Source organism: Micromonospora sp. NPDC002717, assembly GCF_040295705.1.
Classification (GTDB): domain Bacteria; phylum Actinomycetota; class Actinomycetes; order Mycobacteriales; family Micromonosporaceae; genus Micromonospora.
In genome coordinates this window covers 38729-50609 of record NZ_JBEOVW010000015.1, presented here as the reverse complement: position 1 = coordinate 50609, position 11881 = coordinate 38729, and the positions used below count along the sequence as shown (strand labels likewise).

The window sequence follows — 11881 nt, the reverse complement described above, 5'->3', positions numbered from 1 at the left end:
TCACGCGTTGCCTCCCGCCTGCTGCGCGGCCCGCGCGTTGCCCTTCGCGGCGTCGCCCGGGTGGCTGGTGCCCTTGCCCGCGGCGGCCAGCGACTTGCGTACGCCGTCGAGCAGCTCCAGCCAGCTGGCCTCGAACTTCTCCACGCCCTCGCGCTCCAGGGTGGCGATCACGTCGGCCATGTCGACCCCGACCGACGCCAGGTCGGCGAAGACCTTGCGGGCCTCGTCGTACGAGCCGGTGATGGTGTCGGGGTGGGTCTCGCCGTGGTCGGCGTACGCGTGGATGACCGGTTCCGGCATGGTGTTGACGGTGCCGGGCGCGATCAGCTCCTCCACGTAGATGACGTCCCGGTAGTCCGGGTTCTTGGTGGAGGTGGACGCCCACAGCGGCCGCTGCGGGTGTGCGCCGGCGTCGGCGAGGGCCTGCCAGCGGTCGGAGGAGAAGACCGTGCCGTAGCGCTCGTACGCCAGCTTGGCGTTGGCGATGGCGGCCTTGCCGCGCAGCGCCTTGGCCTCGGCGGAGCCGATCTTCTCCAGCCGCTTGTCGACCTCGGTGTCGACGCGGGAGACGAAGAACGACGCCACGGACCCGATCTTGGACAGGTCGTGGCCGTTCGCCTTCGCCTGCTCCAGGCCGGCCAGGAACGCGTCCATCACCTGGGAGTAGCGGTCCAGCCCGAAGATCAGCGTGACGTTGACGCTGATCCCCTGGGCCAGGGTGGCGGTGATCGCCGGCAGGCCCGCCTCGGTGGCCGGGATCTTGATGAAGAGGTTGGGGCGGTCGATCAGCCACCACAGCGCCCCGGCCTCGGCGACGGTCTTCTCGGTCTCGTGGGCCAGCCGCGGGTCCACCTCGATGGAGACCCGGCCGTCCACCCCCGCGGTCGCGTCGTACGCCGGCCGCATCACGTCACAGGCCCACCGCACGTCGTACGTGGTGAGCATGCGGACGGCCTCCTCGACGTCCACCCCACGGATGGCGAGGTCCTTCAGTTGCCAGTCGTACTCGTCCGCGTCGCTCAGCGCCTTCGCGAAGATGGTCGGGTTGGAGGTCACCCCGACCAGGTGCTTCTCGCGGCGCAACTGGTCCAGCCCGCCGGAGCTGAGTCGCGTCCGGGAGAGATCGTCGAGCCAGATCGCCACACCCGCGGCGCTGAGCTCGCCCAGCCTGTCCTTCGTCATGCCGTCCACGCTCCCCTCAGTTGCCGGTCGTGAAACCGGTGATGTCGCCCACCCGGGTGAGCGCCGCGTGCGCGGCGGCCACGATCCGGTCGGGGGTGAACCCGAACTGCTCGAAGAGCATGGAGTGCGGGGCGCTGGCGCCGTAGTGCTCCAGGCTGACGCTCTCGCCGCAGTCGCCGACGAGGTGCCGCCAGGACATGGCGATGCCCGCCTCCACGCTCACCCGTGCCTTTACCCCGCGTGGCAGCACCGACTCCCGGTATGCCTCGTCCTGCTCGGCGAACCACTCCTGGCAGGGCATCGAGACGACCCGGGTGGGGGTGCCGTCGGCCTCCAGCCGCTCCCGCGCGGTCAGGCAGAGCTGCACCTCGGAACCGGTGCCGACGAGGATCACCTGCGGCTTGCCGGTGGACGCCTCGGCGAGTACGTAGCCGCCCTTCGCCACGCCCTCGGCGCCGGCCAGCGTCGACCGGTCGAAGGTCGGCAGCGCCTGGCGGCTGAGCGCCAGCGCGGTCGGCCGGTCGGTGTGCTCCAGCGCGCACCGCCAGGCCCAGGCGGTCTCGTTGGCGTCGGCCGGGCGGACCACGTCCAGGCCGGGGATGGCGCGCAGCGCGGTCAGGTGCTCGACCGGCTGGTGGGTGGGGCCGTCCTCGCCGAGGCCGATCGAGTCGTGCGTCCAGACGTAGACCACCGGCAGCTTCATCAGCGCGGCGAGCCGGACGGAGGGGCGCATGTAGTCGCTGAACACCAGGAAGGTGCCGCCGTACGGGCGGGTGCCGCCGTGCAGGGCGATGCCGTTGAGGATCGCGCCCATGGCGTGCTCGCGGATGCCGAAGTGCAGCGTGCGGCCGTACTCGTGGCCCGGGAACTCCTTGGTGGCCCAGGCGGCCGGGATGAAGGACGGCTCGCCCTTCATGGTGGTGTTGTTGCTCTCGGCCAGGTCGGCCGAGCCGCCCCACAGCTCGGGCAGCACCGGGGCGAGCGCCGCCAGGACCTTGCCGGAGGCGGCCCGGGTGGCGATGCCCTTGGCGTCGGCCGGGAATTCGGGCAGGGCCTCGGCCCAGCCGTCCGGCAGCGCCCGGCCGGACATCCGGTCGTAGAGCGCCCGGCGCTCCGGGTTGGCCTTCGACCAGCCGTCGAACGCCGCGGTCCACTCCTGCTGGGCGCGGGCGCCCCGCTCCATCACCAGGCGGGCGTGCGCGAGCACCTTCTCGTCGACCTCGAAGGACTGCGCCGGGTCGAAGCCGAGGATCTGCTTGGTGGCGGCCACCTCGTCGCCGCCGAGCGCGGAGCCGTGGATCTTGCCGGTGTTCTTCTTGTTGGGCGCGGGCCAGCCGATGATGGTGCGCAGCGCGATGAAGGAGGGGCGGCCGGTCTCGGCCTTCGCCGCCAGCAGCGCCCGGTGCAGGGCCTCCACGTCCTCGTGGTAGTCGCCCTGGTCGGCGTCGCCGGTGCGCCAGTCGACCGTCTGCACGTGCCAGCCGTACGCCTCGTAGCGGGCCGCGACGTCCTCGCTCATGGCGATCCGGGTGTCGTCCTCGATCGAGATCTCGTTGTCGTCGTAGATCACCGTGAGGTTGCCGAGCTGCTGGTGCCCGGCGAGCGCGCTGGCCTCGTGGCTGATGCCCTCCTCGATGTCGCCGTCGGAGGCGATGCACCAGATGTCGTGGTCGAAGACCGAGGCGCCCGGCTCGCCCTCCGGGTCGAACAGGCCACGCTCGCGGCGGGCCGCCATCGCCATGCCGACCGCGTTGCCGAGGCCCTGGCCGAGCGGGCCGGTGGTGGTCTCGACGCCCGGGGTGTGGCCGTGCTCGGGGTGGCCCGGGGTGAGCGAGCCCCACTGCCGCAGCGACTTGAGGTCGTCGAGGCTGAGCGGGTAGCCGGCGAGGAAGAGCTGGATGTAGAGGGTGAGGCTGGAGTGGCCCGCCGAGAGCACGAAGCGGTCCCGGCCGGGCCAGTTCGGGTCGGCCGGGTTGTGCCGCATGACCCGGTTGAAGAGCAGGTAGGCAGCGGGCGCGAGGCTCATCGCGGTGCCCGGGTGGCCGTTGCCGGATTTCTCCACGGCGTCCATGGCCAGCACGCGGACGGTGTCGACGGCCCGGCGGTCGAGGTCGGACCAGTTCAGTGCGGGGTGCTCGGGTCGGTTGGCAGCCACGATGGTTGTGCTCCTCGGCAGATGGGCGGAACCCTCAGCGATGACCCTATCGAGCGGTCCTAAACGTCCGCCCGGGGATCTCTGCATGCAGGTCCGTGCGCGTCCGGGAGGATCGGTGGTTCGATCGGCGGTGTGACGGCCCGCACCGTTGTCGGGTCGCCCGGGCAGCCAAAACGACAGCGCGTAGTCTGTGGTGCGGTGTGTGGCCCGAGCCGGGTCCGACCGATCCGACCTCCCCTGCCGACGCCGGAAGGTGGCAATCCGTGAGCATGATCACCGAGCGCCCCGTCAGCAACTCTGCCGGGCAGCCGCCGGTGCGCGCGGCGGCGGAGGCCCCGGCGGCCGGTCGCCGCGACGTCCGCGCGGTGCTCTCGGCGTACGTGACGCTGACCAAGCCGCGGATCGTGGAGCTGCTCCTGGTCACCACCGTGCCGGCGATGATGCTCGCGGACGGCGGCATGCCGTCGCTCTGGCTCATGGCCGTGGTGCTGGTCGGCGGCTCGCTCGCCGCGGGCGCGGCCAGCGTCATCAACTGCTACATCGACCGGGACATCGACGAGTTGATGCGGCGCACCAAGCGCCGCCCGCTGCCGGCGCACACCGTGTCGCCGCGCAACGCGCTGATCTTCGGGCTGGTGCTGGCGGTGGTGTCGGTCGCGCTGATGGCGGCGTTCACCAACCTGCTGGCGGCCGGCCTCACCCTGGCCGCGATCGCCTACTACGACCTCGTCTACACCCTCTGGCTCAAGCGCACCACGACGGCGAACACGTTCTGGGGCGGCGCCTGCGGGGCGGCGCCGGTGCTGATCGGCTGGGCGGCGGTGACCGGGTCGCTGGCGCCCGCCGCGTGGGCGCTGTTCGCGGTGGTCTTCTTCTGGCAGATGCCGCACTTCTACCCGCTGGCGATGAAGTACAAGGACGACTACGCCCGGGCCGGCATCCCGATGCTGCCGGTGGTGGCCTCCGCCCGTCGGGTCAACGCCGAGATCATCATTTTCGCGTGGCTCACCGTGGCCTCCTCGCTGGCGGTGTGGCCGCTGGGGATGAGCGCGATCTACGGCGTGCCCACCCTGGTGGTCGGCGGCATCTTCCTGGTGGAGGCGCACCGGCTGGCCCGGTCGGTCTCGCGGGGCCAGGCCGTCAAGCCGATGCGGCTGTTCCACTGGTCGACGACCTACCTGACGATCCTCTTCGCCGCCGTCGCGCTCGACGCGCTGATCTGACCCCGGACGGTCACCGCGCGCCCCGGCCGGCGAGTGCGTGCGCTGGCGGCGCGCCGGGTGCGGGGAGCACCGTGCGGGAAAATCAGCATCGTGTATGCCTTGTCCGGGTTTCTTGTTACATCCGTGACAGCATGGGCATCGTCCGAACGGTTCGGCATGCCCCAGGCAGGCCCGATTTGCGGCGGAGCTTTGCGGTGGTAAGTCCGGATAAAATCGGGCGATTCACCTGTGGTCTTCCTTAAACCTCGTGGTAATTGGCATCACAAAAGCTTCATGGTTCTCGCCCGGCCGGATGGAAGTCTGCTTACGCTTCGCGTCATGGCAGATGGTTCCGATACGACGCTGACGGCCGATCAGACCGCCGACCAGGCCCCCCAGGGCCTGGTCGCGGGCATCAAGTCGTTCGCCGCCGGACACGGCGGGGCGAAGGCGGTCATCGAGTACGTCGGCAAGCGCGGCGCACGCATCGTCCTCGTGGGCGAGGACGGGGTGTGGGGTGACCAGTTCGCGGACGACACCGTCGTCGCGCGGCAGGCCTGCGCGAAGGCGGGCGTCACCGTCGAGAACGCCTGGGAGCGTGAACTCATGGACCAGATGCGCCCGAGCAACGACCTCTGGCGGTCGATGGCGCGGCGCTCGATGGCCCGTTGACATAAATTGACCACCCACCACCAGTCGACCCGGGGGGAACCCCGGGTCGCTCTCATCACCTGTGCCGAACTGCCCACCCTCGAGGCCGACGACCGGCTGGTGCTCGACCCGCTCGCGCGCCGCGGCGTGACCGCCGAACCGGTGGTCTGGGACGACCCCACCGCCGACTGGGCCGGCTACGACCTGGCCGTGCTCCGCTCGCCGTGGGACTACACGCCCCGCCGCGACGAGTTCGTCGCCTGGGCGGCCGCCGTCCCCGCCCTGGCCAACCCGGCCGACGTGGTCCGCTGGAACACCGACAAGCGGTACCTCGCCGAACTCTCCGCCGCGGGCGTGCCGACCGTCCCCACGACCTGGGTGGAGCCGGGAGAGAGCTGGCAGCCGCCCGCCGACTCCGGCGAGTACGTCCTCAAACCGTCGATCAGCGCGGGCAGCCAGGACACCGGCCGGTACGACCTGGCCGATCCGGAGCACCGGGAACTGGCCGTCGCGCACGTGCGGCGGCTCGCGGCGACCGGCCGCGTGACCATGGTCCAGCCGTACCTGGCCGCCGTCGACACCGTCGGTGAGACGGCGCTGCTCTTCCTGGCCGGCCCGGACGGCCTGGCGTACAGTCACGCGATCCGCAAGGGCCCCATGCTCACCGGGCCGGACCTGGGCGTGGAGGGGCTCTACAAGCCCGAGGAGATCACGCCACGGACGGCCACCCCGGAGCAGCTGGCGGTGGCGGAACAAGCCCTCGCGGCGGTGCCCGGCGGGCCGGAGCGGCTGCTCTACGCCAGGGTCGACCTGATCCCCGGCCCGGACGGCGCCTCGATCCTGGTCGAGCTGGAGCTCACCGAGCCGTCGCTGTTCCTCGGGTACGCCGAGGGCGCCGCCGACCGCCTGGCCGGCGCGATCCTGACCCACCTGGGCCGCCCGCCACGCTGACCCGACGCCGGGCGGTCGCCACCGTGCGGACCGCCCGGTGCCCGGGCCGCCAGGGTCCGCACCGTGCGGCTCGTCCCGCCCGCCGTCGGCGGACGTCGCCGTCGGTCGCCGCCTGACGCCCGTCAGGCGGCGACGGGGACGGCGTCCTCGGCGGGGGAGGGGTCCGGGGCCGGCGCGACGGGACGGCGTTCGCGGGTGGCCCACTGGACCGAGAGGGTGGCCAGCAGCACCAGGCAGGAGCCGAGCATGTGCGCGCCCACCAGTAGCGCGGGCAGGTTGGTGAAGTACTGCACGAAGCCGATCAGGCCCTGACCCAGCTCCACCGCGACCAGCACCAGGGCGGCCCGTGCGGCCCGTGCCGCGCCGACCGCGCGGAACGCGAAGACCAGCGCCACGGAGAGGCCGATGAGCAGGAAGACGCTGTCGGCGTGCACCTGGGAGATCGCCTCCGGGTCGAGGCCGTTGCGGGCCGCGCCGTGGTCGCCCGCGTGCGGGCCGCTGCCGGTCACCCAGGTGCCGATCACCAGCACCGCCGCGCTGACCACGGTGGTGATCACCGCGAGGGTCCGCAGCGGCGCCGGCACCACGGCCACCGCCGGGCCGGCCGGGTCCCCGATCCGCCGCCACAGCGCGTACGCGGCCGCGATCACGAGCATCGAGGCGAGGAAGTGCAGGCCCACCACCCACGGGTTGAGGTCGGTGAGCACGGTGATGCCGCCGACGACCGCCTGGGCCGGGATGCCGAAGAGCACGGCGACCGCGAGGGGGAGCAGTTCGCGGCGGCGGGGGCGTTGCAGCAGCACGGCCACCAGCACCGCCAGCGCGATGACGCCGACCGCGAAGGTGAGCAGGCGGTTGCCGAACTCGATCGCCCCGTTGATGCCCATCTCGGCGGTTGCCACGTACGACTCGTCCGTGCACCGGGGCCAGGTGGGGCAGCCGAGGCCGGACTGGGTGAGCCGGACCGCCCCGCCGGTGACGACGATGCCCACGTTCGCGATGATCGAGGCGAGCGCGAGGCGGCGCAGCAGGGCGGTGGAGACCGGGAACCGGACGGATGGAGTCACGGCGCAAATCCTACGCACCGTAGTGATCGAGGTTCGTGCGGCTCCGCCGGCGCGGTGGTTCGGATCACCGGGACCCGGGTTTGCGGCCCCCCGACGAATTACGTAACGTGGGCGTTGTGAAAAACGCGGCGGCGCTCTCCGGGCACCAGCCGGCGGCCGCCCCGGCCGCCGGTCAGCCCGTGTCCGCCAGCGACCTTTCCACCCGGGACCGGGTCACCCACCTGCTGCTGGAGCGGGGGGCGACCACCGCCGCGCAGCTCGGCTCGGCGCTCGGGCTCAGCCCGGCCGCGATCCGGCGGCACCTCGACGCGATGCTCGCCGACGGTGACGTGGTCGCCCGCGACCAGACGGTCCGCGGTCACCGGGGCCGGGGCCGCCCGGCGAAGGTGTTCCTGCTGACCGACGCGGCCCGGGGCCGCTGCGGCACCCACCACTACGACAACATGGCCACCGCCGCGCTGCGCTGGATCGCGCGCAACGGCGGCGCCGAGGCGGTCGAGGCGTTCGCCGCCGACCAGGTCGCCGCCCTGGAGGCCCGCTGCCGGGCCGCCATGGAGGACGCCGGCGACGACCCCCTCGCGCGGGCCGAGGCGCTCGCCGGGGCGCTGACCGCCGAGGGCTACGCTGCCAACGCGTCCACGATCGCCTCCGGCGGCCAGCTCTGTCAGCACCACTGCCCGGTGGCGCACGTGGCCGCCGAGTTCCCCCAGCTGTGCGAGGCCGAGACCGCGGTGATTTCCCGCCTGGTCGGCACCCACGTGCAGCGCCTGGCCACCATCGCGCACGGCGACGGGGTGTGCACCACGCACATTCCCGCCCAGCCGGGGCGCGCCCAGTCCGGTAAGACCGTCACCACTGTGAGGACAGATAGATGACCGAGCAGATCGTCCAGCCCCTGACCCAGGAAGAGCAGCTCGCCGCCCTGGGTCGATACGAGTACGGCTGGGCCGACCCCGACGTCGCCGGGGCGGTCGCCCAGCGCGGCCTCAACGAGGCGGTGGTGCGGGACATCTCGGCCAAGAAGAACGAGCCGGCCTGGATGCTCGACCTGCGGCTGAAGGGCCTGCGGCTGTTCGACCGCAAGCCCATGCCGGCCTGGGGCGCCGACCTCACCGGGATCGACTTCGACAACATCAAGTACTTCGTCCGGTCCACGGAGAAGCAGGCCACCAGCTGGGAGGACCTGCCCGAGGACATCAAGAACACCTACGACAAGCTGGGCATCCCCGAGGCGGAGAAGCAGCGGCTGATCGCGGGCGTCGCGGCGCAGTACGAGTCCGAGGTCGTCTACCACAAGATCCGTGAGGACCTGGAGGAGCAGGGCGTCGTCTTCCTCGACACCGACACCGCCCTCAAGGAGCACGAGGACCTGTTCAAGGAGTACTTCGGCACGGTCATCCCGGTCGGCGACAACAAGTTCGCCGCGCTGAACACCTCCGTCTGGTCCGGCGGCTCGTTCATCTACGTGCCGAAGGGCGTGCACGTGGAGATCCCGCTGCAGGCCTACTTCCGGATCAACACGGAGAACATGGGCCAGTTCGAGCGGACGCTGATCATCGTCGACGAGGGTGCGTACGTGCACTACGTCGAGGGCTGCACCGCGCCGATCTACTCCTCGGACTCGCTGCACAGCGCCGTGGTGGAGATCATCGTCAAGAAGAACGCCCGGTGCCGCTACACGACCATCCAGAACTGGTCGAACAACGTCTACAACCTGGTCACCAAGCGCGCCGTGTGCCACGAGGGCGCGACCATGGAGTGGATCGACGGCAACATCGGCTCCAAGGTCACCATGAAGTACCCGGCGGTCTACATGACCGGCGAGCACGCCAAGGGCGAGGTGCTCTCGGTGGCCATGGCCGGCGAGGGCCAGCACCAGGACGCCGGCGCCAAGATGGTGCACGCCGCGCCGCACACCTCCTCCACCATCGTCTCCAAGTCGATCGCCCGGGGCGGCGGCCGCACCTCGTACCGCGGCCTGGTGCAGGTGCTGGAGGGCTCGACCAACAGCCGCAGCACGGTCAAGTGCGACGCGCTGCTCGTCGACACCATCTCCCGCTCCGACACCTACCCGTACGTCGACATCCGTGAGGACGACGTGTCGATGGGGCACGAGGCCACCGTCTCCAAGGTCAGCGAGGACCAGCTCTTCTACCTGATGAGCCGGGGCCTGAGCGAGGACGAGGCGATGGCGATGATCGTGCGCGGCTTCATCGAGCCGATCGCCAAGGAACTCCCGATGGAGTACGCCCTGGAGCTCAACCGCCTGATCGAGCTGCAGATGGAGGGCGCGGTCGGCTGACGCCGACCGGTGACCCGTCGGGATCGCGCGAAGCCCGACCCGCTGGCCGAGTCGCGCGAACCCGGGCCCACCCTCCGATCAATGACACCGTCGTCGCGAAACAGACCAAGGAAGAGATGACTACCCAGGCTTCCGCGCCGCCCAGCACCAAGTCGCAGGCGCTCCGCTCGTACGACGTCGCCGACTTCCCGGCCCTCACGGGCCTGGAGGAGGAGTGGCGCTTCACCCCGCTCAAGCGGCTGCGCGGGCTGGTGGGCGGGGCGCAGGCCGCCACCGGCACGGTCCGCCACGAGTACGGCGACCTGCCCGAGGGCGTGACCGTCGAGCGGATCGGCTCCGACGACCCCCGGGTGGGCAGCGTGCTCACCCCCGTCGACCGGGTCAGCGCGCTGGCCTACGGCGGGGCCGGGCAGGCGCTGCTGGTCCAGGTCGCCCGCGACGCCGTGGTCGCCGACCCGGTGACCCTGCGGGTGGTCGGCGACGGCGCCGAGGGTGTCGCCTTCGGGCACACCTTCGTCGAGGTCGGCCGGTTCGCCGAGGTGACCCTGGTGCTGGAGCACGCCGGTTCGGCGACGCTGGCCGACAACGTCGAGGTGGCGGTGGCCGACGGGGCGAAGCTGACCCTGGTCACCGTCGCCGACTGGGCCGACGACGCCGTCCAGGCCCAGCACCTGAAGGTGAAGCTGGGTCGGGACGCCAGGGTGGTCCACGTCCAGGTCTCCCTCGGTGGCGACCTGGTCCGGCAGTACACCTCGGTGGAGTACACCGACCGGGGCGGCGAGGCCGAGCTGTACGGCCTCTACTTCGCCGACTCGGGGCAGCACCTGGAGCACCGCCAGCTGGTCGACCACAGCGTGCCGGACTGCCGCAGCTACGTCGGCTACCGGGGCGCCCTGCAGGGCGAGAGCGCGCGTACCGTCTGGGTGGGCGACGTGCTGATCCGTGCCGAGGCGACCGGCACCGAAACGTACGAGATCAACCGGAACCTGCTGCTGACCGACGGTGCGCGGGCGGACTCCGTACCCAACCTGGAGATCGAGACCGGCGAGATCGCCGGCGCCGGCCACGCGAGCGCGACCGGCCGCTTCGACGACGAGCAGCTGTTCTACCTGATGGCCCGGGGCATCCCGGAGGCCGAGGCGCGGCGCCTGGTGGTCCGCGGCTTCTTCGCCGAGCTGATCAACAAGATCCCGGTCGAGGAGCTGCGCGAGCGGCTCGGCGACGCGATCGAGGCCCGGCTGAGCAAGGCCGGCGCCTGATGATCAAGATCTGCTCGACCGAGGACGTGCCGAAGGGCACCGCGATCGCCGCGGACGTCGACGGCACGCAGATCGCGATCGTGCACGGCGAGGACGACGCCTTCTACGCCGTCTACGACGAGTGCTCGCACGCCGCGGTCGCCCTCTCCGAGGGGGAGGTCTCCGGCTGCACGCTGGAATGCTGGCTGCACGGTTCCCGTTTCGACCTGAGGACCGGCGAGCCGACCGGGCTGCCCGCCACCGAACCCGTTCCCGTCTATCCCGTCGAAGTCCGCGACGGCGACATCTACGTCAGCCTCACGCCGAGCAATGGAGTGACCCGATAATGAGCACCCTGGAGATCCGCGACCTGAAGGTGTCGGTCAAGCTGCCCGAGGGTGAGCTCAAGCCGATCCTGGCCGGTGTCGACCTGACCGTCCGCTCGGGCGAGACCCACGCGATCATGGGGCCGAACGGCTCCGGCAAGTCCACCCTGGCCTACTCGATCGCCGGCCACCCCAAGTACGAGATCACCGGCGGCTCGGTGACCCTCGACGGCGAGGACGTGCTGGCCATGTCCGTCGACGAGCGGGCCCGCGCCGGCCTCTTCCTGGCCATGCAGTACCCGGTCGAGGTGCCCGGCGTCTCGGTGGCGAACTTCCTGCGTACCGCCAAGACCGCCATCGACGGCGAGGCGCCGAAGCTGCGCACCTGGGGCGGCGAGCTGCGCGGGGCCATGGAGCGCCTCCAGATGGACCCGGCGTTCGCCCAGCGCAACGTCAACGAGGGCTTCTCCGGCGGTGAGAAGAAGCGGCACGAGATCGTGCAGCTGGAGCTGCTCAAGCCGAAGATGGCCATCCTCGACGAGACCGACTCCGGCCTCGACGTCGACGCGCTGCGCGTGGTCAGCGAGGGCGTGAACCGGGTCCGCGACACCGGCGACACCGGCCTGCTGCTGATCACCCACTACACCCGGATCCTGCGCTACATCAAGCCGGACTTCGTGCACGTGTTCGTGGCCGGCCGGATCGTCGAGCAGGGCGGCCCGGAGCTGGCCGACAAGCTCGAGGAAGAGGGCTACGAGCGGTACGTCGCCGGGGCCGGTTCGGCGCGGGCCTGATTCCTCTCGGAGA

The 11881-nt window shown here is 71.4% G+C and carries 11 protein-coding genes; 8 read left to right on the top strand and 3 right to left on the bottom strand.

The annotated features are described in order from the left end of the window. Complete coding sequence (gene tal / locus ABT006_RS22165; RefSeq protein ID WP_350709145.1) at positions 1–1182, bottom strand: transaldolase; 1182 nt, start codon at positions 1180–1182, stop codon at positions 1–3. Positions 1183–1198: 16 nt separating this feature from the next. Continuing rightward, positions 1199–3337, bottom strand: coding sequence for a transketolase (tkt, locus tag ABT006_RS22160; RefSeq protein ID WP_350709143.1), 2139 nt, complete (start codon positions 3335–3337; stop codon positions 1199–1201). Positions 3338–3600: 263 nt separating this feature from the next. Here tkt and ABT006_RS22155 point away from each other — a divergent pair, with 263 nt between their 5' ends. The 3 genes from ABT006_RS22155 to ABT006_RS22145 all read left to right on the top strand — a co-directional run bounded on the left by ABT006_RS22155 (position 3601) and on the right by ABT006_RS22145 (position 6141). Next, positions 3601–4560 (top strand): heme o synthase, encoded by a 960-nt coding sequence (locus tag ABT006_RS22155; protein ID WP_350709141.1) that lies wholly within the window; start codon positions 3601–3603, stop codon positions 4558–4560. A 318-nt stretch (positions 4561–4878) separates the two neighbouring features. Then, on the top strand, positions 4879–5211 hold the full coding sequence (locus tag ABT006_RS22150) for a hypothetical protein (protein ID WP_350709139.1): 333 nt from the start codon (positions 4879–4881) through the stop codon (positions 5209–5211). Positions 5212–5217: 6 nt separating this feature from the next. Then, complete coding sequence (locus ABT006_RS22145; RefSeq protein WP_350709137.1) at positions 5218–6141, top strand: ATP-grasp domain-containing protein; 924 nt, start codon at positions 5218–5220, stop codon at positions 6139–6141. A 122-nt stretch (positions 6142–6263) separates the two neighbouring features. Here ABT006_RS22145 and ABT006_RS22140 read toward each other — a convergent pair whose 3' ends face one another. After that, positions 6264–7226 (bottom strand): COX15/CtaA family protein, encoded by a 963-nt coding sequence (locus ABT006_RS22140; protein ID WP_350709135.1) that lies wholly within the window; start codon positions 7224–7226, stop codon positions 6264–6266. A gap of 98 nt (positions 7227–7324) precedes the next feature. Here ABT006_RS22140 and ABT006_RS22135 point away from each other — a divergent pair, with 98 nt between their 5' ends. The 5 genes from ABT006_RS22135 (at position 7325) to sufC (ending at position 11868) form a co-directional block, all read left to right on the top strand. Then, positions 7325–8083 carry a helix-turn-helix transcriptional regulator gene (locus ABT006_RS22135; protein ID WP_350709133.1) on the top strand — a complete coding sequence of 253 codons (759 nt, stop codon included), beginning with the start codon at positions 7325–7327 and terminating at the stop codon, positions 8081–8083. Beyond that, on the top strand, positions 8080–9510 hold the full coding sequence (gene sufB / locus ABT006_RS22130) for a Fe-S cluster assembly protein SufB (RefSeq protein ID WP_091105216.1): 1431 nt from the start codon (positions 8080–8082) through the stop codon (positions 9508–9510). Before ABT006_RS22135 ends, sufB begins: the two co-directional genes overlap by 4 nt. 116 nt (positions 9511–9626) lie before the next feature. Further along, the gene (sufD, locus tag ABT006_RS22125) at positions 9627–10769 is read left to right on the top strand and encodes a Fe-S cluster assembly protein SufD (RefSeq protein ID WP_350709131.1); all 1143 of its coding nucleotides are present in this window, start codon (positions 9627–9629) and stop codon (positions 10767–10769) included. Further along, a complete protein-coding gene (locus ABT006_RS22120; protein ID WP_350686402.1) occupies positions 10769–11095 on the top strand; it encodes a non-heme iron oxygenase ferredoxin subunit in 327 nt (108 codons plus the stop codon). The genes sufD and ABT006_RS22120 overlap by 1 nt, the downstream gene beginning before the upstream one ends. After that, positions 11095–11868, top strand: coding sequence for a Fe-S cluster assembly ATPase SufC (gene sufC / locus ABT006_RS22115; RefSeq protein WP_350686401.1), 774 nt, complete (start codon positions 11095–11097; stop codon positions 11866–11868). The genes ABT006_RS22120 and sufC overlap by 1 nt, the downstream gene beginning before the upstream one ends. Positions 11869–11881 lie beyond the last annotated feature (13 nt).

What these genes read in the sequence shown, in the direction of transcription:
- sufC (WP_350686401.1), top strand. Translation starts at nt 11,095, where the DNA reads ATGAGCACCCTGGAGATCCGCGACCTGAAGGTGTCGGTCAAGCTGCCC.
- ABT006_RS22150 (WP_350709139.1), top strand. Translation starts at nt 4,879, where the DNA reads ATGGCAGATGGTTCCGATACGACGCTGACGGCCGATCAGACCGCCGAC.
- sufB (WP_091105216.1), top strand. Translation starts at nt 8,080, where the DNA reads ATGACCGAGCAGATCGTCCAGCCCCTGACCCAGGAAGAGCAGCTCGCC.
- sufD (WP_350709131.1), top strand. Translation starts at nt 9,627, where the DNA reads ATGACTACCCAGGCTTCCGCGCCGCCCAGCACCAAGTCGCAGGCGCTC.
- tal (WP_350709145.1), bottom strand. Translation starts at nt 1,182, where the DNA reads ATGACGAAGGACAGGCTGGGCGAGCTCAGCGCCGCGGGTGTGGCGATC.
- ABT006_RS22120 (WP_350686402.1), top strand. Translation starts at nt 10,769, where the DNA reads ATGATCAAGATCTGCTCGACCGAGGACGTGCCGAAGGGCACCGCGATC.